The sequence below is a fragment of the Sphingobacterium sp. UT-1RO-CII-1 genome, assembly GCF_026711005.1.
In the GTDB taxonomy this organism is placed as follows: Bacteria; Bacteroidota; Bacteroidia; order Sphingobacteriales; family Sphingobacteriaceae; genus Sphingobacterium.
The window spans coordinates 425,104-448,061 of sequence record NZ_JAPPVJ010000005.1 but is presented as its reverse complement, the minus strand read 5'-3'; the positions used below and the strand labels follow the sequence as shown (position 1 = coordinate 448,061).

Genomic DNA, 22,958 nt, shown 5'->3' with positions numbered 1-22,958 from the left:
TTCCCTACAGAAGGAAAGGGCGCTGATGTGTAAAGATTATAGCTTTTTACTGTTGGATAGGATTGACTACAGAGCCATCTGTAATTTTATCTAATCCAGATAGTAACACACGATCTCCAATGTCTAATCCGGAGGCTATGATATACTTATCTTTACTCGTGCCCTTAATCGTTATAGAGCGTCTTTCAACTTTATTGTCTTTATCAAGAATATATACAAAAGTTCTGTCTTGTAGCTCGCTTGTGGCGATCTGTGGGATTTGGATAACCCCTTTTTTAATTTCTGATATTTTTAAAGTTCCTGTACTACCACTTCTAAGCATGTTTTCCATGTTTACAAAGGAAGCGCGTAATGAAATTGCACCTGTTGTACGGTCGACTTGTCCGTTGACGGCATCCACTTTTCCTTTTTTAGGGTAGGTTTCTCCATCGGCCAGTATTAAAGTCGCTTCAGGAAAATTTAGTTGATTGCGTTGGTATTTTAATCCTGCAATACTGTCCTCTTTTGCTTTTTGTTTTGTAAAGTAAAGAAAGTCAGATTCGTTCATCGAGAAGTAAACATACACTTCCTGAACGTCGGATAGCACAGTCAATGGCTCTGAATCACCTTTACTAACTAAGTTGCCTATTCTTTTTGGCAGCCTTCCAATGTATCCACTTACAGGTGCAGTAATAATAGTGTATTCTTTATTTATCTCGGCGCTTCGAACTTCAGCTGTTGCTTGATCGAGTGAGGCTTTGGCTACATCATATTCTGATTTTGCCGAGCGTAAACGCACTTCTGAAATGACGTCATTATCCACTAAAGGTCTTAATCGATCTACTTCTAGTTTTGCGTTTTCTAACTTAGCTTTAGCAACATTTTGTGCTGCTACAGCATTATTTAATGATTGCTGATAGGTTGAAGCATCTATTTTAAATAAATTTTGTCCCTTATCTACAAAGGAGCCCTCATCTACATAAATTTCCTGAAGAATTCCTTCTACTTGGGGTCTTATCTCAACATTGACTTTTCCCTCTATCGTTCCGAGATAATCTTTAACTGTAACAGCATCACTGGTATCTACTGTATAGACAGGCAGGGCTAAGGCATTAGCATTTGTATCTTTTTCTTTGGAATTACCATTACTGCAATTTGTCATAGAAACTACAGCTGATATGAAAATTACTGAGTAAGCAATTCTATTTAATATTATTTTTTTCAACTTCATCTTCATTTCCAATATATGAGTTATATGATTTGTTTTACTGTAACGGTTTAGTTACATAGTGTTGCAATAATAACAACTCCATCTTGAAAATGTTAAATCTTTAACAATTCTTAACGTTGTCTGCATGTTGTTTTCAAAGTAGAATATGCCCTAAAAGTACGCTTTTGGTCTATATAGAACAATATTTTCCTTTAAATTCTTGTGGTTAATTATAATAATGCTTTTTTTGATGTGGTGCAGATCGTTTTAAAAGCTTAAATTTAGCGTTTTAAGGTTAAGCTATGGAGATACTTGATAGTTTCTTACATATTTTTAAAGAATGGTATTGGTTGCCTATTCTTCTTTTGTATATAGGTGTGATCAGTACTATTTTAATTGAAAATAGGAATCCATCGAAGACAATGGCCTGGATTATGGTTATTGTTTTTCTTCCTATCGTTGGTTTACTTATTTATTATTTTTTTGGTCAAAAATTCTCAAAAGTAAATCGGATAAAAAAAAGCAACCATATGCAGGATATCCGTATGCGTAAAGAGTGGCAACACTTGGAGCCTTATATGAAAAAGGATATGGTTCAAATTCGTGAACGTATCGGTAATTTAGCACGTGTATTTACTTTTTTAAAGAATGAAAGACTTTCGTCTCCCACGGTTGGTAACTATGTAAAGTTATTAACGAATGGTGAAGAAAAGTTTCCTGATTTTATAATGTCTTTAAAAAATGCGAAGCATTCTATACATCTGGAATATTATATTTTTGAAGTAGGTAACATCGGTGAACAAGTCCTTGATATTTTAGAAGAAAAGGCTACATCGGGGGTAATTGTCAGGTTACTGTTGGATAGTATCGGTTCCTCGTCACTGGTTCGTGTATTACGAAAGAAAAAGGATTTAAAGTTTTTTTTTAGTGAATGTATGCCGGTTACTTTCACCTCGTTAGCGAATAGTAATTATCGAAATCATAGAAAAATAGCTGTAATTGATGGTGAAATAGGTTATATCGGTGGGATCAATATTTCAGACCGTTATATTAATGATGCGTCTTCGACAAATCAAGTCTTTTGGAGAGACACCTCCGTACGCATTGAAGGCCCGGCTATTAATATGCTGCAGATCAGTTTTTGGAAATCGTGGAACCTGACCGATGGGGAGCCTTTCCAGTTGGAAGAAGGCTACTTGCACAGTAAGCCTTATCAACTGAAAAAAGGGAATGCCGATGTTTCCTTTGTTTCTAGCGATCCAGGATCTGTTGGCCCATATAATATGGAAGCTATATTGATCGGGATCGGTGAAGCAGATAAAAGCATACGTCTGGTTACTCCTTATTATATACCCAGTGATGAGTTGTCAACAGCCTTGAAAATTGCAGCAGCGGCAGGAATAGATGTAGAATTGATGCTACCTGAATATTCTGACTCTTATGTTGTGCAGCATGCGAGCCTTTCTTTTATTAAGCCTTTGTTACAGCGCGGTGTAAAGGTTTATTTTTATAAGAAGGGTTTTATTCATGCCAAAACACTTACGATAGATGGGAAGGTATCCTATATTGGTACTGTCAATCTTGATATTCGCAGTTTTTATATCAATTTTGAAATCGCGGCTATTATTGCGGATGAAGATTTATGTGCACAGATGGAGGCGCAATTTGAGCAGGATAAACGTGATAGTGAGCTAATGACCTTAGTTGAGTGGAAAAAGAGAAATGTTTGGAAAAGAGGGGTAGATTCTTTGTGCAGATTATTGGCTCCGCTGTTATAAGCTGTTAAATTCTTTATTATTGCAATAAAAAACAATATATTTAGCTCCGCTTACAGCTATATTCTTATGAGAAGACATTATTATTTATTGGCCGTACTTTTTTATTCTTTAGGATTTTCTTCATTAAATGCACAACAGCTTCCTGAAATCCCTATTAATACGGTTGTAGAGAAGGTACAGAAGTATTTTGGTGTATATCCTGTCGAGAAGGTGCACCTGCATTTTGATAAACCATACTATGCTGTGGGGGATACTTTATGGTTTAAAACGTATTTAAACCATAACATCTTCGATTATGATGTTAGTAAAATAGTTTATGTTGATGTCTTGACCAGTAAAGACTCTTTAATGCAGACTCTTCGGATTCCATTGAAGGGGAATACAGGAAAAGGACAATTGGTACTTGACCCTCAGTTTATAGCGCAGGATAGCTATAGATTCAGAGCCTATACAAAGTGGATGACAAACTTTGATCCTTCTTACTTTTATAACAAGATTGTACCCGTCGGAGATGCTATTAATAAAAAGTTAGGTGCGGATGTTGTGTTTGCTCCTGAAAATAATACGAAAACAAAAGCGACTATTCAGTTTCGTGATAAAGAAGGTCAGGTTTTGTCCCGTAAAAAGCTGACTTGGGAGGCGATTGATGGATGGGATCCTTTTGATAAAGGGAAAGCAGAGACGGATGACATGGGGAGAGTGACCATCGGTTTGACTATTAAAGATAGACAGTTTTTAGAAAAAGGACGACTTATCGTAAAGCTGGATGTTGATAAAGCATCACCTACCTTGGTGGGTAGCTATTCCTTGCAAAATGCATTATGGGATGCCGATGTACAGTTTTTTCCAGAAGGAGGAGACCTGATCAGTGGATTGTCGAAAAAATTGGCATTTAAAGCCGTGGGCAGTGATGGAAAAGGACTTCGGGTAAAGGGAAAAATTACAGATAGTAAGAAAAAGGAGGTTGTAACTTTTTCAGATCTGAATTTCGGTATGGGTGTGATCGACTTTATGCCTTTGAAGGGTGAAAAATATAAAGCTACAGTTAGTTTTGAGAATGGACAGGAGCGCACTTATGATCTTCCTGAGGTCAAGGACGAGGGGATCAATGTGGTGTTGGTAAATAATGATGATCAAAATCTGCAGTTAGGGCTTGTGTCTAACGATGCTTATTTTGAGAAGATGAACGGTAAATCTTTCTACATTCTAGGGCAGTCTAATGGTTATTTGGTGTATGCTGCTCAGGCAACATTAAAGAACTCTTCAGTTTTAGTGAATATCCCTAAAGATAAACTGCCCAATGGTATCGTTCAGATGACTATTATGCAACCTACAGGTGAACTGATCAGTGAACGTTTGGTTTTTAATCAATCACAACGATTATTAGAAATTGATGTGAAGACTGATCAACCTACTTATGGGCAAAAAGAGCTTGTAAAGCTGGCTATAAATGTGCCGATGCAAGATTCGATCAAAGGTAGTTTTTCGGTTTCTGTTACTGATGATGTTAAAGTACCTTATGATGATGATCAAGAGCTGGGTATTTTAAGTAATTATTTGTTAACATCTGATCTGAAGGGTTATGTCGAGAACCCAAATTACTATTTTAATGCAGAAAATGAGGATAGAGCGGAAGCGCTAAATGTACTCCTAATGACTCAGGGCTTTAGACGCTTTGATTACAAAGATTTAATAGCAGAAAAATTACCTCAGATACAGTTTTTCCCTGAACAAGGGATAAGTTTATCGGGTACTCTGCGTTTAAATACGGGAAGACCTTATCCTAATGGAGGGTTGTTGTTATCAATTCCTGCAAGAAATATCCGTAAGGACGCTTATACGGATAATAATGGAAGGTTTGTTTTTGAAAACTTAGTTTTTCCTGACTCTTCTACGGCTACCATAAATGCACGGGGTAATGATAATTTTAGAAATTTGGTTATCAATATGGACCCTACTTTCTTCCCTGCAATTGATCAGAGCAATCCCTATTCAAGTAATAACGTACAGAATATAGATCAGGCTATGAAAGCCTACCTTAGCAATAGTAAAAGCGAATATAGGACATCGATTTTAATCGATGAGATTGAAGTAACAGGCATTCAAAAAAAGCAGGTTACCAGTAAAGAATTTTCTTCTTTATCAGGACTGTCGATGCCTGAGCATAGAATTGAAGCAGATAGAATATCGGGCTGTAATGTGTTGACTATGTGTTTGTCTACCCTGTTAACCGGAATAACGTATGACAATCAGACTTTAAAATATTACGTCAGTCGTAATTATAACCAGGGGAGCCGTGTTCCCGTTCAGTTCTTTTTGGATGGGATGCCGATTGATGAACCTTCTTTAAATTCTATACAGCCGTCACAGATTGAGGCGATTGAGATATTTATGCGGGATGATTTAGGAACTGTTAGTAGAATGTACCAAAATGACGGGGTTGTTTCTATTATGATGAAAAAAGATTCGCAGAAAAAACAACCACGTATGTCTTTAGCAGAAATAGAAAGTTTGCTTCCGAAGACCAATATTATTGATATGGTACCTCTGGGCTATGTGAAAGAAAGAAATTTTTATATGCCAAAGTATGAAACTGCAGATAGTAAAAACATTAACGATTATAGAACAACGATCTATTGGAATCCTGAGGTTATATTGGATGAGGATGGGGCAGTTACATTAGATTTTTATAATGCCGATGGGGCGGGGAAATATAAAGTAGTTGTCGAGGGGCAAGATGAGCTGGGGACGATCGGGCGTAAGGTTTACTATTATCATGTAAAATAATAGGAAAGGTAAGTCTTTCGTTTATTATAAAAGTAAAAACGGATTCTATGAAAGTGTAGAATCCGTTTTTACTTTATATAGCATTATAGTGCCGCCTATTAAGACTTGTGTGTAGTTGTTATCTCCTTTTCATGATTTTCATCGTGATCGACCTCAATTTCTGTTTGTTTGAGTATGACTGCGTAGGACCTGGGGATTATGCCTCGTCCATATTCTATCGCGTAACATTTTGTAAACTCGGCACCAAAATATAAAATAGCTGCAGAATAATAGATGAAAGAGAGTAAGATAATCACGGAACCTGCAGCGCCAAAGGAGCTAGCTGTTGCGTTTGTGGATAGGTAATAGCCAAGAAACGATTTTCCCAATAGGAATAATAGTGAGGTGAATATGGCTCCCCAAAGAATATCTCTAAACCTTAATTTTGCATCTGGTAAAAATGCAAAAATACAGCCGAATAATGTAGTGATGACCAAGAAAGAGATTGTCGAATTGAGGAGATTAATGAGTTCCATATCTACATCCACTAGGTATTGTGTAAAGTAGTTCATCATCACACTAAGAATACTACTTAATACGAGAGATGCCATAAGAAGAAAGCCTAGGCCAATGATCATGGAAAAGGAAAGCAACCTGTCTAATATTATTTTTAACCATCCTTTTTTGGGTTTTGGCTTAACTCGCCAAATTTCATTCAGCGAGTTTTGGATATCAACAAAGGTCGTGGTTGCGGAAAATATTAAAGTACCTATACCTATATATACCCCTATGCTGTTTTTACTTTCGAAGGAAATTTTTTGAATGGTTGATTCCAATAGCGTCGCGATATCCGGTCCGAAAATTTCATTTAGTTCTTTCATTATTTCATCGCGCGGACCGGTTGGGCTTTCCATTTGTGCTCCGTAGAAAAAGCCTAAGGCCCCTATTAAAATTAAAATTAAGGGACCTATTGAAAATACGGTGTAATAAGCTAGTGAGGCGCTCTTTTTGAGACATTTATCATCCATAAAGTCTACGATTGCCCTATAGATAAGTCCTATAAATCGTTTTAACTTTGGTAACACCGTCTCTTTTATCATATTATTCTTTGTATATATTATTTATTACCTCTTCGTTGCGTTGTAATAATACTTTTCTTTTTAAGCTTAGTTTAGGCGTGAGTTCACCGCCATCTATTGTCCACTCTTTAGGCAATAGTACTATTTTTTTTACTTTTTCCCACTGTCCAAAATCTGCATTTAGACGATCGACCTCTCGCTGAAACTTGTCAATCACTGATGGGTTTTTAATAATTTCTTCATTTGAAGTGTATGGTATTCCTTTATGTGTACACCATTTTTTTAGTTCTTCAAAAGCCGGAACTATTAAGGCCGAAGGGAAACGTTGGTTTTCACCCACTACCATTATTTGTCCAATAACAACAGATTCCATGAATTTGTTTTCTAAAACCTGTGGAGCCACATATTTTCCGCCTGCAGTTTTAAAAATTTCTTTTTTACGATCTGTTATTTTCAGGAAGTTGTCGGGGGTTATTTCTCCTATATCCCCAGTTTTGAAATAGCCTTCTGCGTCTATAGCTTCCTTTGTAGCTTCTTCGTTCTCATAATAATGCGTCATGATACTCGGCCCCTTGACGAGTATCTCACCATCCTCTGCAATTTTTACATCCAGATTTTTTAATATGCGGCCTACTGTACCAAACTTAACATCAGTTTCTACATGTGAATTAACAGCTATTACAGGGGATGTTTCTGTGAGCCCATAACCTTCCAGGACTTTAATCCCCGCAGCCCAGAATACACGTGCTAACCTTTCTTGGAGGGCTGCTCCTCCCGAGATAATGAGCTCTATATTTCCGCCTAGTGCTTCTTGCCATTTTGAGAAAACTAATTTTCGGGCGATACCTAGTTTTAGGTTGTAAAAGAAGCTGTTTTTTGGTGGTTCCTGGTATACATGTCCTAAATCTAATGACCAAAAGAAGAGTGCCTTTTTTATGCCTGTTAGGTTTTTTCCTTTTTCAACAACTTTATCGTAAACTTTCTCCAATACTCTAGGTACGGTAGTGAAAACTTGCGGCTTAACCTCATTAATATCTACGACAATATTATCCAGCGTTTCTGCATAGTGTATCTGCATGCCTTTTGTAAAGTAAAGGTATACAACCATTCTTTCAAATATATGGCATAGGGGGAGGAAGCTTAGCGCTGTTTTAACATGGGCGGGCACCAAGTGTTCACAGGCCTCGACATTACTAAGTATATTGCCATGTGTTAAGCAAACTCCTTTTGGTTTTCCCGTTGTTCCTGATGTATAAATGAGTGTTAATAGATCATCTCGTTGAACAAGATCTCGATAGGGTTGCAATTCTGTAGATAATTGACCGCCAGCTTCTATCAACTCATTGTAGTTTGTTTTATTAGGAACATCGTCAAAAGTGAAAATTTCTATTTTGAGCTGGTGTTCCTGTATCACGTAGTCTATTTTTTCACATAACGCATCATTGCTGACAAATATTAATTTGATATCAGCATCATTAATGATGAAAGACAAGTCTTGAGGTGATAAAGTGGGGTAGAGGGGTACAATAGCAACTCCGAGCTGGTTACACGCATAATCTACAATATTCCATTCAGGCCGGTTTCCCGACATAAGGGCAATTCTATCCCCTTTTTGTACACCTTTTGCAATTAAAGCTTTACTGAGGTTGTCGATATGTGATAAAAACTCTTCACTGGAGTATTTCACCCATACACCATCCTTTTTACCTGCAACAATGCATGAGCTTTTGTGTTGCTCTTTATAGTGTTCAAGTATGTCGAATATTCTCTTTACTTTGTTCATAAATCTCAATAATTAACAGTTTATAATGATATAATGTTTTACTAAGTTAACTATTTGCCTTCTTATTTCTTGTAAGATTAAAAGAAATAACAGTCAGCAGAATAACAGTTTTTAACGTGTTCAGCGGACTAGTTCATTGAAAAAAAATAGTACATTTGAATATACTAAATTTTAGTAACTATATAAAATTATTATGCTGACATAGTTATTTAAATTAAAAAAAATAACAGAAGTCGGTATGTAATCTTTTTTGTTGATGCAGAAAAAGGTATGGTTCAATCAAATGATTATAATACAAAGGATGCTCATTTTTAATGAAATGAAAATACGGGTGAGTATTCCATATGATAAGTAAAAATAAATTGTATACATATGAAAAAAGCAGGTGCGTTATTGTTCTCGCTAGGATTAGCTTTATTTTTTTCAATCCATGCTCAGGCACAGACTTCTAATCAACATAGTATTGGAGGGAGATTTGGTAGTTCTACCGGATTCACTTATCGGTATACTTCTGATGAACAGCGGGCATTAGAAGCTATTGTCAGCATGCAGAGCAATTCTAAACGAGCACGGTTTCGCTTAACAGGGTTATACCAATATGTAAAACCTTTGACAGGAGACTTTAACTGGTATTACGGGTTTGGTGGAAGTATCGGTAGCTTTAAAGAAAAGTCTTATCTGATGCAGACAATAGACGAGAATAATAATCCTGTTAATGCCTGGAGTGAGGAAAAAACAGAGCTTTCGCTTAGTATTGATGGTATTGTAGGTATTGAGTATAATATTCCCACAGCACCGATTAGTCTCTCTTTGGATGTTAAGCCTTATTTTGATTTTTTACAGGAGAGTACGATCAAAATTTTTGATCCAATAGGTTTTTCAATACGCTATAAGTTTTAATAATAAAAGAAAAGTGCTGTTCTGGTAACAGCACTTTTCTTTTATTATTCGGAGAGCCATATTTCGCCAAGTTCTTTTTGGCGAGGGCTGGCATCAGTGTTTTTTCGTATAACCCAAGTTTCTTTAGAACTTTTACGGACAGGTGTGTGGACGGTTCTTATCAGACCATCTCTAGCGATTAAAATATCCAAGATTTCGTCTATTTCGCTGGTTTCGAGAATAAAGTCCAGGTCTTTACTGGCGGTATCTAACCGGTTGTTGTTAATGGCTATAATTTCGTCATTTACATTTAAGCCTGCATCCCATGCTGCTGAATTTCTTTCCGTCGTTTTTATCAGTATCCGCCCGTCAACGATATGTGTTTTTAACCCCAAACTGCGCTCATTACTGTCTTTACTCGTGTTAATAAAGCTGTATCCAACACGGTTAAAGTAGCTGTTATAATCAAGTTCATTGGTGGTATGCGCTGCATCAAATATTTCTGATAGATCTACCTGCGTTATTTCTTCAGCTAATTTTTTAAACTCATGCTCCTCAAACCCACGTTCGTTTTCTTTGTAGAAAAGTTGGTATGCTGCTTTTAGCACATCGTCCAGACGTAGCTTTCCGTCGGTATCACTTATTATTTTAAGATCTAGTGCAACCGCTAACATGGCTCCTTTATTATAATAAGATATACTAGTATTTGGAGAGTTTTCATCGGGGCGATATTGTTTTATCCAGGTATCGAAGCTGGCCAAAGCTGCAGATTGTATTTTGTGACCAGCTCTGTTGTATACCAGATTAAATTCGTTGGCTAAGGCGGAAAGGTATTCTTCGACAGAATATAACCCGGCACGTCTCACGATTAAGTTATCATAGTAGGAGGTGAAGCCTTCCATTATCCAAAGTCCTTCCGTATAGTTTTCTTCGTCGTAATTGAAAGGCCCCAGCGCGTATGGTCTTAGTCGTTTTACGTTCCAAAGGTGGAAGTATTCGTGGGCTACTAAGCTTAAGAAGTTTTTGTATGCTGCAGGTATTTTATATGCATTTCGGCTTGCTGCTAATACTGTAGAATTCAGGTGTTCTAAGCCTCCATATCCATTGTGGTAATTATGTGTAATGAAAACGTATCTGTCATTGGGGTTCTCTCCCCAAATCTTAGTCTCCACTTCAATTATTTTTGTTATATCCTCGGTAAGGCGTTTTTTATTATACGATCCGCCGCCTACCATTGCAAACTCATGCTGAATACCTGCGGCTTCAAAGTGCCAAATGTCCTGATTTCCTATTTCAAGAGGAGAGTCAAATAAGATGTCAAAGTTTGCTGCATAGAAGCAGTTTTCTTTATTGGGTACGGCTTGTAGTCCTGTTGATATTTTTGACCACTGCGACGGTAGCTTTACTTCAATGGTGATGGGGTGATCTATGTAGTTATCTATATACATAAATGTTGCTGCCGAGCTCAAAAAAGCATGGTCACTATCGATGAAGTTCGTGCGCACGGAAGTTTCGAAACCATAAATTGCATATTTGATGGTTATTCCTTCTTTTTCATTTTTTACACGCCAAGTGTTTTTATCTATTTTTTCGTGTTCTACTATTTTTCCGTCACTATATGCAGTCAGAGATTCTACATGTCTTGCATATTCACGGATGAGATAAGATCCGGGAGTCCATGTCGGCATTTTTAATGTGATAAACTCCTCTGTGAAATTAACTATTTGGAGTTCTATTTCAGCATAGTGTGCTTGAGGTTCTTTAAAAGATACGGTATAATGGATTTGAGATATCATGTCGCATATTTAGCTTTTGAAAACAAAATACAAAGTTAAGCTTATTATTATAGTACGGGTAATTCGCAGTAGATTTCTTATTCAATTTATATTTAATGTTATTTTATTATCTTTGATTTAGGATATATATATTATATTGCTGTATGATTTTAGTTGCCGATAGCGGGTCTTCAAATTCCGATTGGATGCTTAATTTACCGGATAGTAAACCATTGTCATTCCGAACAAAAGGATTAAATCCTTTTTTTGTTAACGAGAAAGAGATTGCCAAAGTAATGAAAGATGTTCCTGAAATTTTGCCTTATGCGAATGAGATACATGAAGTTCATTTTTTTGGAGCAGGTTGTGTTACACCCGATCGTAGAGAAATTGTTTCTAATGCATTAACTGAAATTTTTCCTACTGCTTTTATTTCTGTGGAAAGTGATCTTTTGGGTAGTGCATATGCTACTTGCGGTAACGATAAGGGCTATGTTTGTACCCTGGGGACGGGATCGGATATAGGTTTTTTTGATGGAGAATATTTGAAAACTAGCGTACATGGTATAGGTTATGTGCTGGGTGATGAAGGGTCAGGAGCTTGGTTTGGCAAGCAATTAATAACTTCTTTTCTTTACGGTAATATGCCTAAAGATCTGAGTGATAAATTTGCTGCAAAATATAGAATTAATAAAGATATCGTCATTAAAAACGTTTATCAGAAGGATAGACCCAATGCCTATCTTGCATCATTTGCTGAGTTTATGTCAGAGCATATATTGCACCCTTATATTGATCGGTTAGTGCGGAATGGTTTTGATGAGTTCATACGCACGAATGTTATGACCTATCCTAACTACTGGGATTTTCATGTGAATTTTGTCGGACGCATAGCATACTATTTTGACTTGCAGTTGCGGGAAGTGTGTGAAGTGCTGGGGGTTAAAGTAGGGACAATTTTAGAGAGCCCTATTGATAAGCTTTTTAATTTTGTGATTGATAGAGAAACTCAGGTTTTACATACATAAAAACAGATTATTATGATATTCGTAAATACTATTTTATTGTTAGCAGCTATGGTTAGTGCAGCCCCTTCTATATACGACTTTAGCTTTACATCTATTGATGGTGAAGAAATTAGTATGGCAGACTTTAAGGGTAAAAATATTTTGATTGTCAATACTGCTTCTAAGTGTGGCTATACGGGGCAGTATAAAGATTTACAGGCTTTGCATGAGCAGTATGGTAAAGACTTAGTTATTATCGGGTTTCCTGCAAATAATTTTGGAGCACAAGAGCCGGGCTCGAATGAGGAAATACAGGGGTTTTGTGAGCGAAATTACGGGGTGACATTTTTATTATCCGAAAAAGTAGATGTCAAGGGCGAAGATATTGCTCCTTTGTTCAAATACCTGACTTCTCTGGAGGGAGCCGAGTTTACGGGAGAAATAGCCTGGAACTTCGAGAAATTTTTGATCGATAAAGATGGTAATCTTGTTCAACGATATCGTTCTAAGGTCAATCCTTTAAGTGATGAAATTGTTCAATATCTGAAAAAATAGCAGGATATTTATCACCCTCGAGTTGTTTCATGGATGCGGTTTATTGAGGCTCTAAAATTTATTTCGTGTAAAAACAACTTCGACAGCGAGGTTCATAATTGTCTTTTTCACCGATTAGTACAGTCTCATTATGCGCTGTTATTCGAAAGGAATAATTAGCAGGGGCTCCACACTGCATGCAGACAGCATGCACTTTTGTGACATGCTCGGCAATAGCCATCAGCGCGGGCATTGGGCCAAAAGGTTGACCTTTGAAGTCCATATCTAGGCCGGCAACAATCACGCGAATTCCTTTGTTAGCTAATTTAATGCAGGTATTTGGCAAATCGTTATCAAAGAACTGTGCCTCATCAATTCCGACAACTTTAGTTTCAGCACTTAATAATAAAATTGCTGAGGAGTGAGAGACTGGTGTAGAAGGGATACTGTTGCTATCGTGCGAAACTACAGCTTCACTGTCATAGCGAATATCAATACTGGGTTTAAATATCTCTGTTTTTAACTTGGCAAACTGGGCTCTTTTCATTCGGCGAATAAGTTCTTCTGTTTTACCAGAGAACATCGATCCACAGATGACTTCTATACTGCCTATATTATTGTCTTTATTTATAAAACTATGTTCGGAAAACAACATTAAATCTATTTTTATTTTTAAAAGGGCGACGCGTTAACAATCGTTAAATATTGTGCTCCTTTCTGCTAATATCGAAATTATATTATTAAATTTGATATGTAGCTTTGTGTGTAAATCAGAATCTTTTCGCTATCAGATTGTTTAATGTAAAATACTCATGTGTAGCTACGGACAAATAGCTATGAGTATTTCATATGAGCGCTAAAAATAGATTATACACATATGAACTTTAACAATGAGTGGTAGTGATAGAGTGAACACGAGTTTAATTTTAATAGATGAAAATGGTAAAAGCCAAGGAAAAAGTACTTTCTAAGATTGGAGAGTTACTGGAAAGTATAAATACAGATTATCAAACTATTGTAAATGCACCTGCTGACTTTGCATTTGAGGATTTCTTAATGCTGGAAGCTGATATTCAATACTTGTCAGCTCACTTTGAAGCATACCGGCGATTGACTAGTGAGCAAAGTGATTCTTCTTCTAGCAAAAAACAAGACTATGTGATGAAAGATCCTGTAAAAAAGGTTGATCCTGCTATCTTTTTTACACCGCCAATTAATCGTGTTAAAGATCGGGAGGAGGAGCCGGTAAGTTCAAGCGTAGCTGAAGCAAAGGAGGAAGCTGTTAATGAAAGTCCCGTTGTGCCTGCCCAGGAAGAGCCTAATGTTGTTGCACAAGAACCTCCTTTAGCTTATACAGCACCAGCAGATAACAAGGGTAAACCAGAGTTTGATTTTTCTGAGGCAGAACAGCCTGTTGTTGAGAATATTGAGAAGAACACTGTTCCTGAAAATGTAGAAATTAAGAATGAAGAGCCTGTCCCTCATTTTGAGAAAGCACAGGAAGAAATAGTTGAAGAAAGAGCTGTTGTGCAGCAAATCGTTGAGGAAAGTAGGCCTGTAAATGTTATTTCGGATACCGGAGTTCAGGAAGAGAAAGTGACAAAACCACTTACTTTGAATGAGATGTTACAGCAACAAAGGAAAGTTGCTACTGAAGCCGGTTTGGGAATCAACCGGGTTGAAAGTAAAACTGCTGATCTGGACTTGAAGACCTCTATTAATTTAAATGATAAACTGCTTTTTATTAAAGATCTGTTTAATGGTTATTCATTAGCTTATAGTGAAGCTATAGAGCTTTTAAATAGATATAGATCTTTTGCAGAGGCCGATGCTTTTTTACAAACAAATTATGCGCTTAAGAATAACTGGGCTGATAAACCTCAAACAGTAGAAAAACTGTATGTTGTTTTGCGCAAAAAATTTTTAAATTAAGTGCTGAATTATAATAAAAGCGGGTAACCCGCTTTTATTATAATTCAAATTGTACCCAATCTGTACCTTGTCTTCCAAAAATAAAGTATTTGGATTGTATTGTTTCGGCAGCAATTTCTACATCAGCCAGAAAATCCTCGGGGTCTTTTCCAAAGTTTTCTTTTTGAATAATATAAATTTTATTAGCTTTTATAGCATTCTTGTCCTTGAAAGCAGTGTTTTGAAGTATGTTAATTACTTCGCTGTAAAGTGAGTCATCTGATTGCTGGATCAATATAATATCTACTTCGTTATCTAGCTCGCTTGTTAACAGTTTGCCTCCGGCTATTGCTATAATGTTTCGTATAGCTTCATCAGCTTTCGGCTTAAAGTTTGTTTTTTGATCGAGCACAAGAACTGAGGGGCGCTGTTGTTGCTCGATGAACTTTAATTTGTGTAGTATAATATCAATTTCTTCCTCTAAAATTTCCGCTTTTATAGTGTTTGTTCTTTTTTGATTTTCGAGGATACGCTCGTAATATTTTAAATCTAACATGCTTCGGGCATTTTTTTAGCAAATGTAATGAAGCTCATGTAAAGAACCTAATAGATATGTTTTTGGATGAGCTTATTTTTGACTGTATTTTGTAAATTGCGTTTATATTTTAAAAGTTAAGAATTATGTTTGATAAATTATTTGCTGCGCAGCAGAAGGCAGAGGAAGTGAAGCAACGTTTAAATAATATTACGGTTTCGGGTGAGGTTGAGGCCGGTAAGATTAAGGTTATCGCATCGGGTAATAAAGAAATAAAAGATATATTAATCGATGAAGCTTTCTTTGCGGATGTAGAGCGTGAGGAACTTGCAGAACTTTTAATTATTGCTGTTAATAAGGCTATCGAAGCTGCTGATAGCGTTAGTCAGACGGAGATGCAAGCTATGTCTAAAGATTTGTTAGGAGGCTTAGGGGGTTTGGGTAATTTATTTAATAAATAATAACAGATAATTTCTATGATAAAGACTACTTTTTATGGGCACTCATGTGTTGAGATTAACTTTAATGGAAGTAAGGTGTTGTTAGATCCTTTTATCACTTATAATAGTGCTGCCCAGGATATTGACATAAATACCATTAAACCAGACTATATTTTATTGAGCCATTGTCATCAAGATCATGTTGCTGATATGGCTGTTATACAAAAAAACAGTAATGCAGAGGTTGTTGCTATTGTAGAAACGGCAAGTTGGGTACGTAGACAAGGGGTGGCTGAAGATAAGGTTATAGAGCTAAATTTTGGAGGTACATTGAATCTGTCTTTTGGTACGGTTAAAATGGTTTATGCTTTGCATACGAATAGTACACCTGAGGGAGATTATGCGGGTGCACCTGTAGGATATGTGTTCTCTGTTGATGGGCAAAAGGTTTACTTTGCTGGAGATACTGCTTTGACAAAGGAGATGCAACTTTTAGAGGATTTAAATCTTGACTGGGCTTTTTTACCTATTGGCGGACATTATACCATGGACGTTTCCGATGCGATCAAAGCTGCAAAGTTAATTAATTGCAAAAATATTATAGGAGTTCATTATGATACTTTCCCTCCAATAGCAATTGACCGTACAGATGCTGTAGATAAATTTACAAAAGCCGGTCTGAACTTACATTTACTAAATATAGGCGAGTCTTTAACTTTGGAAAGCAAGTAAAATTTGGCTGTAGTGAAATAATAAAGGTCTATAAAAGAAGAAGCCCCTAATAACTATTAGGGGCTTCTTCTTTTATTAAGCTTTTTGAGATCTATTAATATGGAAAGTAACTAGATCATCAATAGGCGATCTTAGTATTTTTCCTACTTGCATGCCGTATTGGCTTGCTTTATGTTCCAGTACATTGCGGAAGTTGTATCCTACCGAACCAATGCAATTGAAAGTATATTTTTGATAGTCAGGGTAATTGCTAACTAGGTTTTTAAAGAATGCTTCAAATGCATCTTCTACGATAGTTCTTGTGTATTCTATGTTGACGTTGTTGTCATAGACAAACTTACTGAAGCTTGCACAAAATCTATTTGCTAAAGGTTTTGTGTATACGTTGTCCATAATTTCGTCTGGTGTCAACTTATAGGTATCAAAAAATGATTTCGCTACATTTTCTGGCATTAAGCCACGTATGAAGTCTGTCAATAACTTTTTGCCTATATAACTTCCACTGCCTTCATCACCTAATATATAGGCCGCAGAGTCTATATGATGTGTGATTACATCACCGTCATAAATACAGGTGTTAGTTCCTGTTCCTAAGATAGCTGCAAAACCAGGTTTATCACCCAATAAAGCACGGGCAGCAGCTAACAAATCATGTCCAATTTCTACTTTTGAATTTGGGAAAACTTTACTCATTGCAACCTCGACAATCTGAGCTTTATCTTCATTATGAACGCCTGCTCCGTAGTAATTTACCTCTGTTATTTTGTCAAAAGGTAAGTCGTGGGGTAGTCCTTTTTTTAAGGAGTTGACAATGTATTCGCTGTCAACAAAGTACGGGTTATACCCTTCGGTGTTGAAATATATTTTTTTATTAGAATCATCCAACAAACACCAGTTTGTTTTTGTTGATCCTCCGTCCGCAATGATGATCATTATATATTGGTTTTATTGTGTTATTTTTTAGTTTATTTTCTACCTATTTACCATATAATCTTTCCGAAAATACATTTTTCTCTCTAAAAACAAGAATTTAAAAGCTTTTAAATGCTGATCAAATTTTGATTAAAGTGCGATTTAGTGGGAAAAGCTGCTTTGTGATGCTATAAACGGGCTTTTTTAATTTGACTTTTTTTTAAACACTTAGTGTATTTTGTACAATATCATTGCTATTTCGAAGCTGTTTTTTTGTTGAAATGTACCTGCTTGGTTTAAATTATGATCTAATTTTTATGAGTTGATTATATATTCCTCTTCACATCTTTTTCAGTCACGAAAACGGATGAAATAAATATAAACTTGGTTTATCGTAAAACATTTTCTATATTGTTCCGTTAATACCGTATAGTCACGTATTAAATATTTTTTTATTAAAAACTTCTTTGAAGTTACAAATATTATCTTATTTTTGTGCCGATTCTCAAATTCATCTTTAGAAGTTTTGGAAAGTTTAAATCGTTAGCGAACACCTCGCTTAAATTTTTTTAGTGTATCTTAAGTATAGTAGCATTTGCTGAAAAGAATCAGGTGAATTCAAAAATTAGTAAAATCCTATATCTCATAATAACAAGTTAATGGATATTAATGAACTAAATACCAAGCTCGTGTCGGAGTTACGCGAGATTGCAAAAGTATTAGGCATAGCCGATGTAGAAAAACTGCGTAAGCAGGAATTGATTGATCGCATATCAGACATAGCGAAGCAGTCTACTAAAGAGACTGAACCCGCAGTACAGAAAGTAGATGATGCTGAGGGCGCTGAGCGTCCAAGAAAACGTGTAAGAACTGTCAAAACAGAACCAATCTCTGTAGTTAAGAGACCTGGAGCCGACGATAGAAAGGTCGAGTCTTCTTCAAACACGGTAGAGTCTGGAGCGGCGAATCATGCTCCTGATAATTCAAATGTTTTAGGACGTGTTGATAACCCTACAACTGTTGCAGCTACAGACTTTGATAATGTGATTGTTAATGAGGGGGTGTTGGAAATTATGCCTGATGGTTATGGTTTTCTTCGTTCTTCTGATTATAACTACTTGACTTCTCCTGATGATATTTATGTCTCTCAATCTCAGATTAAGCTTTTTGGTCTTAAAACGGGAGATAATGTAAGAGGCTCTATACGTCCTCCAAAAGAAGGAGAGAAATACTTTCCATTGGTTCGTGTCGAAGCTATTAACGGACAAAATCCGGCCGAAATCCGTGACCGTGTACCTTTTGATTATTTAACTCCATTATTTCCAGATCAAAAGCTAAATTTAGATCTCGGTATGGGTAACTTCTCTACCCGTATTATGGATTTATTTACACCTATAGGTAAAGGGCAACGTGGACTTATCGTAGCTCAACCGAAAACGGGAAAAACAAACTTGTTAAAAGAGGTAGCAAATGCTATTGCTAAAAACCACCCTGAGGTTTATCTTATTATTTTGTTAATTGATGAACGTCCTGAGGAGGTTACAGATATGGCGAGAAATGTTCGTGCGGAAGTCGTTTCCTCAACATTTGATGAGCCTGCAGAGCGCCATGTAAAAATTGCCAATATTGTTCTAGAAAAGGCAAAACGTATGGTTGAATGTGGCCACGATGTAGTTATTCTATTAGACTCTATTACACGCTTAGCGCGTGCTTATAACACAGTTGCTCCTGCTTCTGGTAAGATATTGTCAGGAGGGGTAGATGCGAATGCTCTTCATAGACCTAAAAGATTCTTTGGAGCGGCACGTAACATTGAAAACGGTGGTTCATTGACCATTTTGGCCACTGCTCTAACAGAGACCGGTTCTAAAATGGATGAAGTTATTTTTGAGGAATTCAAAGGAACTGGAAATATGGAGTTGCAGCTTGATCGTAAGCTATCTAATAAACGTATATTCCCAGCTATTGATTTGACGGCTTCGAGTACACGTAGAGACGACTTGTTGATGGATAGAGATGCTTTGCAGCGTTTATGGGTTTTGAGAAATCATTTAGCCGACATGAACTCAACAGAAGCCATGGAGTTTTTATTATCGCGTATGCGTGGAACGAAATCCAACGAAGAGTTTTTGATCAGCATGAATGGCTAATCTGCTCTTTATTTAATATTTTTGAACCACCTTTTGAATTTCAGGAGGTGGTTTTTTTATACAAATTCTTTACAAATGAAGAGACATATTCCAAATGCTATAACGTGTTTAAATCTTTTTAGTGGATGCTTGGGGGGTTTATTTATCCTTGAAGGATCTTATTTATTTGCTTTTTATTGCGTTTTGGCTTCCGGTATATTTGACTTTTTCGATGGTATGGCAGCTCGGGCTCTGCATGTTAAATCTAATATAGGTAAGGAGCTCGATTCGTTGGCAGATATGGTTAGTTTTGGTTTTTTACCCGGAGCTGTATTTTTTATGCTTTTGAAAGAGAGCTCGGATTCCGCTTACCTTCCTTACCTAGGTTTTGTGGTCACTGTTTTTTCGGCTTTACGCTTAGCAAAATTTAATGTAGATGAGAGGCAAAACACCGACTTTATAGGCTTGAATACACCTATGCATACTTTTGTTGTTATGTCTTTGCCTTTTATCGGGGAGAAATATCCTGCTCTTGTATATAATGAATTTGTTTTGCTAGGCCTTGTCTTAGTTGGTAGCTATCTGTTAGTTTCCGAAATCAGTTTGTTCAGCATGAAATTATCTTCTCTTTCCTGGAGAGAGAATAAGTTTAAGTATTTATTTTTATTACTTAGCATCCTCTTATTAGTTTCTTTAGGATTCATAGCTTTTCCTGTCATTTTGGTGCTGTATATGCTTCTTTCTAAGGTGCATTTTGCTATTGTTGAAAAGTCCTAGTTAAGCGACTTCGCATACCTGCTAATTTCTTCGATTAGCACATGATAGTCATCTTTTACGAGCTCATGGTGCTGCCTTATAGTGATTATATCGCTGTTGTTTTTTGCGAGTTCTTCTAGTTGTTCTAGCTTTTCTTTTATTGTTATGGCACCAATGTAGCTCATCGTTGGTTTAATATGATGTGTTGCGCTGGCTATTTCAGTGTGTATCTCCTGTTTAATAGCTTCCTCGAGTGCAGTAAAATCGACAGGTATCTGCGATTCATATAGTGCTATAAACTGTTTTATTATTTCTGCGTTATGCATGAGGGTTTCAGCGATAAGAGCGGGTTGTATAATTTGAAAATTTTCTTCCATATATAAATATTTTTTTACGGTGTATTAGTCCTTAATAATAGTGTTTTTAGCTCAATAAATCAAAAACTACAGTTGTAATTTAAAGATAAAGGATATGCATTAAAATATTCGAGGAAATCAAAATAAAGATTTAATTTAGGGTATTCAAATTTTAATTAGTGATTTTTATCTTTAAAGATTTTTTGCATTTGGGTATGATTTTCTTTTTTTTAAGATGAAGTGTAACGCTTTGATGGAAAATTATACTTATTCTTTGATTTTGGCATTCTACTTGACCATTGAATTGTATATTGAATTTTCAAATTCACTAACTAGAAATGAAATTATTTACTGCTTTTAATATTTAGCAACTATGAAATCTTTTTTTAAATATGTTTTAGCGACTATTACTGGTATTGGTATCGTTATCGTCGTTTTGTTTATGATAACTGTCGGTCTTATTACCAGTATGATCAGTCAAGTCGGAAGTAGCGCAGAGAGCAAAGTCCCTGAAAATGCAGTATTGTATGTTTCTTTAAATCATGGCATCACGGAACGTGCGGCAGTAAATCCGTTTGAAGGTTTAGAAATTCCGGGATATGGACAATATAAGACCATGGGTTTGAATGATATTCTTGGGCGACTGAAGGCTGCAAAAGATGATAGCCGTATTAAGGGGATTTATTTTAATCCTTCCTCTATTAATGTAGGCATGGCTAGTTTGAAAGAAATATATAACGCATTATTGAATTTTAAAGAGTCAGGTAAGTTTATCATTGCTTATAGCGATACCTACACGCAGAAAGCTTACTATTTGGCTTCCTTAGCAGATGAAATTTACATAAACCCTGAGGGGTCTCTGGATTTTAAAGGCTTCTCTTCTTCCATAACTTTTATGAAAGAAGCGCTGGATAAATTAGGCGTAGATATGCAGGTAGTTAAAGTGGGTACCTATAAATCTGCTGTTGAACCTTTTATTCTAAACGAAATGAGCGATGCTAACCGTTCGCAGGTTTCTGCTTATCTGGGTAGTATGTATTCTTCTTTTTTAGATGATGTTTCACGTGCTAGAGGTCTCAGTGTAGATTCTTTAACCCTTATAGCTGACCAATATTTGATTCGCAATGCGGATGATGCGGTTCGGCTTAAGTTTGTTGATGGCAAGTTGTATAAGGATGAGTTATTGACTCTTCTTAAAAAGAAGTTAAATATTGAAGAATCGAAAGATGTTGCTAGTGTGTCTTTGTTGGATTATGCTGAGAAAGCGAAGACTGATGTTTCTGCTGATCGTATAGCTGTGCTGTATGCATCGGGAGATATTGTGGATGGTGAGGGGACGGAAACTAATATCGGTGGCGATAAGTTTTCGAGAGAACTTCGCAAATTGCGCCGTGATAAACGGGTTAAGGCTGTTGTTTTGCGTGTAAATTCGCCGGGTGGTTCGGCTCTGGCATCTGATATTATAGCCCGTGAGGTGGAGCTTACTAATAAAGAAAAGCCCGTTATTGTCTCTATGGGCGATTATGCGGCCTCGGGAGGTTATTATATTTCGGCTTTGGCTGACTCTATTTTTGCCGAGCGCGAAACGCTTACCGGATCTATTGGTGTTTTTGGGTTGATCCCTAACTTTAAAGGCTTACTTAATAACAAGCTAGGGGTGCATATCGATGAGGTTAAAACAGGTAAGTTTGCTAATTTATTAAGTTCTCCTGACCGTCCTATGACGGCAGAAGAACGGTCTATTATTCAAAAAGAAGTTGAGCGTGTCTATACAACTTTTATGGGTAAAGTGGCTGATGGGCGTAATATGAGCATTGCTGAGGTTGACAGTATAGGGCAGGGGCGTGTTTGGACGGGAGCTCAAGCTTTAGATATAGGTTTGGTAGATGCAATCGGCGGTATGGACCGTGCTGTGGCAGCAGCGGCAGCAAAGGCAAATTTAGAGAATTATAGAGTGGTAAATTATCCTTCTATAAAAGATCCTTTTTCATCGTTGATGAGCACTTCCAAAGAAAAGATAAAAATGTGGATGCTTGCTGATGAGCTTGGCGAATTGCGGAATTATGTCATGCAGCTGAAGACTGTAGTTCGATCTTCGGGTATTCAGGCGCGAATGCCCTATAGTTTAGAAGTTCATTAAAAATATAGAGCACCGAATGATAAAATTCGGTGCTTTTTTTTATATTTATGGCTTTAATAATAAAAGATCAACTTGAAACCATACTTCTTACTTATACACATAGTTGATCTGTAAGGTCAGACGTGTTTATATAGCTTCCCTTCTGCTGGAGAGGTTGGTTATTGACGCTGTTGCTTTAAAAGTCGGGTGATATAAGGTTATTTGTGCCTGTGGTTGTTCTTTTTAGGAAGTAGTGGGCAGGCGTTCATCGATAAGAT

19 protein-coding genes are annotated in these 22,958 nt (G+C 36.6%); 11 read left to right on the top strand and 8 right to left on the bottom strand.

Annotation, left to right across the window (positions count from 1 at the left end; translation table 11 throughout):
* Positions 1–46: 46 nt before the first annotated feature.
* Positions 47–1,141: an efflux RND transporter periplasmic adaptor subunit gene (locus tag ORI89_RS13655; protein WP_268231044.1), complete on the bottom strand. Its 1,095-nt coding sequence runs from the start codon at positions 1,139–1,141 to the stop codon at positions 47–49.
* 350 nt (positions 1,142–1,491) lie between these two features.
* Here ORI89_RS13655 and cls point away from each other — a divergent pair, with 350 nt between their 5' ends.
* A complete protein-coding gene (gene cls / locus ORI89_RS13650; protein ID WP_268231043.1) occupies positions 1,492–2,967 on the top strand; it encodes a cardiolipin synthase in 1,476 nt (491 codons plus the stop codon).
* Positions 2,968–3,033: 66 nt separating this feature from the next.
* Positions 3,034–5,754, top strand: coding sequence for a carboxypeptidase-like regulatory domain-containing protein (locus ORI89_RS13645; RefSeq protein WP_268231042.1), 2,721 nt, complete (start codon positions 3,034–3,036; stop codon positions 5,752–5,754).
* Between the two features lie 98 nt (positions 5,755–5,852).
* Here ORI89_RS13645 and ORI89_RS13640 read toward each other — a convergent pair whose 3' ends face one another.
* Both ORI89_RS13640 and ORI89_RS13635 read right to left on the bottom strand, forming a co-directional pair.
* Positions 5,853–6,833 (bottom strand): YihY/virulence factor BrkB family protein, encoded by a 981-nt coding sequence (locus ORI89_RS13640; RefSeq protein WP_268231041.1) that lies wholly within the window; start codon positions 6,831–6,833, stop codon positions 5,853–5,855.
* Between the two features lies 1 nt (position 6,834).
* Complete coding sequence (locus ORI89_RS13635; RefSeq protein ID WP_268231040.1) at positions 6,835–8,595, bottom strand: AMP-dependent synthetase/ligase; 1,761 nt, start codon at positions 8,593–8,595, stop codon at positions 6,835–6,837.
* A gap of 372 nt (positions 8,596–8,967) precedes the next feature.
* Here ORI89_RS13635 and ORI89_RS13630 point away from each other — a divergent pair, with 372 nt between their 5' ends.
* Positions 8,968–9,495 (top strand): hypothetical protein, encoded by a 528-nt coding sequence (locus ORI89_RS13630; protein WP_268231039.1) that lies wholly within the window; start codon positions 8,968–8,970, stop codon positions 9,493–9,495.
* 44 nt (positions 9,496–9,539) lie between these two features.
* Here the strand turns inward: ORI89_RS13630 and ORI89_RS13625 are convergent, their stop codons facing one another.
* Positions 9,540–11,270 (bottom strand): M61 family metallopeptidase, encoded by a 1,731-nt coding sequence (locus tag ORI89_RS13625; protein WP_268231038.1) that lies wholly within the window; start codon positions 11,268–11,270, stop codon positions 9,540–9,542.
* A gap of 143 nt (positions 11,271–11,413) precedes the next feature.
* On the opposite strand from ORI89_RS13625, the gene ORI89_RS13620 reads away from it, so the two are divergent.
* Together ORI89_RS13620 and ORI89_RS13615 are read left to right on the top strand one after the other, a co-directional pair.
* Entirely contained in the window at positions 11,414–12,277 is an 864-nt protein-coding gene (locus tag ORI89_RS13620; RefSeq protein WP_268231037.1) for an N-acetylglucosamine kinase, read from the top strand.
* Between the two features lie 12 nt (positions 12,278–12,289).
* Positions 12,290–12,811: a glutathione peroxidase gene (locus ORI89_RS13615; protein ID WP_268231036.1), complete on the top strand. Its 522-nt coding sequence runs from the start codon at positions 12,290–12,292 to the stop codon at positions 12,809–12,811.
* A 58-nt stretch (positions 12,812–12,869) separates the two neighbouring features.
* On the opposite strand, the gene ORI89_RS13610 is transcribed toward ORI89_RS13615, so the two are convergent.
* Entirely contained in the window at positions 12,870–13,445 is a 576-nt protein-coding gene (locus ORI89_RS13610) for a thymidine kinase (RefSeq protein ID WP_268231035.1), read from the bottom strand.
* Between the two features lie 278 nt (positions 13,446–13,723).
* On the opposite strand from ORI89_RS13610, the gene ORI89_RS13605 reads away from it, so the two are divergent.
* Positions 13,724–14,722, top strand: a complete 999-nt coding sequence (locus tag ORI89_RS13605) for a hypothetical protein (protein ID WP_268231034.1) — start codon at positions 13,724–13,726, stop codon at positions 14,720–14,722.
* A 37-nt stretch (positions 14,723–14,759) separates the two neighbouring features.
* Here the strand turns inward: ORI89_RS13605 and ORI89_RS13600 are convergent, their stop codons facing one another.
* A complete protein-coding gene (locus ORI89_RS13600; RefSeq protein WP_268231033.1) occupies positions 14,760–15,257 on the bottom strand; it encodes an ABC transporter substrate-binding protein in 498 nt (165 codons plus the stop codon).
* A 125-nt stretch (positions 15,258–15,382) separates the two neighbouring features.
* On the opposite strand from ORI89_RS13600, the gene ORI89_RS13595 reads away from it, so the two are divergent.
* A complete protein-coding gene (locus ORI89_RS13595; protein ID WP_268231032.1) occupies positions 15,383–15,697 on the top strand; it encodes a YbaB/EbfC family nucleoid-associated protein in 315 nt (104 codons plus the stop codon).
* Positions 15,698–15,712: 15 nt separating this feature from the next.
* Positions 15,713–16,408, top strand: coding sequence for a metal-dependent hydrolase (locus tag ORI89_RS13590; protein WP_326494315.1), 696 nt, complete (start codon positions 15,713–15,715; stop codon positions 16,406–16,408).
* 75 nt (positions 16,409–16,483) lie between these two features.
* Here the strand turns inward: ORI89_RS13590 and ORI89_RS13585 are convergent, their stop codons facing one another.
* Complete coding sequence (locus ORI89_RS13585) at positions 16,484–17,341, bottom strand: N-acetylglucosamine kinase (protein ID WP_268231031.1); 858 nt, start codon at positions 17,339–17,341, stop codon at positions 16,484–16,486.
* 638 nt (positions 17,342–17,979) lie between these two features.
* Between ORI89_RS13585 and rho the strand changes: the two genes are divergently transcribed.
* Both rho and ORI89_RS13575 read left to right on the top strand, forming a co-directional pair.
* Entirely contained in the window at positions 17,980–19,470 is a 1,491-nt protein-coding gene (gene rho / locus ORI89_RS13580) for a transcription termination factor Rho (protein WP_268231030.1), read from the top strand.
* 75 nt (positions 19,471–19,545) lie between these two features.
* The gene (locus ORI89_RS13575) at positions 19,546–20,226 is read left to right on the top strand and encodes a CDP-alcohol phosphatidyltransferase family protein (protein WP_268231029.1); all 681 of its coding nucleotides are present in this window, start codon (positions 19,546–19,548) and stop codon (positions 20,224–20,226) included.
* Here ORI89_RS13575 and ORI89_RS13570 read toward each other — a convergent pair.
* Positions 20,223–20,582 carry an Hpt domain-containing protein gene (locus ORI89_RS13570; RefSeq protein WP_268231028.1) on the bottom strand — a complete coding sequence of 120 codons (360 nt, stop codon included), beginning with the start codon at positions 20,580–20,582 and terminating at the stop codon, positions 20,223–20,225. The two genes, ORI89_RS13575 and ORI89_RS13570, sit on opposite strands and share 4 nt — an antisense overlap.
* Positions 20,583–20,934: 352 nt before the next feature.
* Here ORI89_RS13570 and sppA point away from each other — a divergent pair, with 352 nt between their 5' ends.
* Entirely contained in the window at positions 20,935–22,701 is a 1,767-nt protein-coding gene (gene sppA, locus ORI89_RS13565; RefSeq protein ID WP_268231027.1) for a signal peptide peptidase SppA, read from the top strand.
* Positions 22,702–22,958 lie beyond the last annotated feature (257 nt).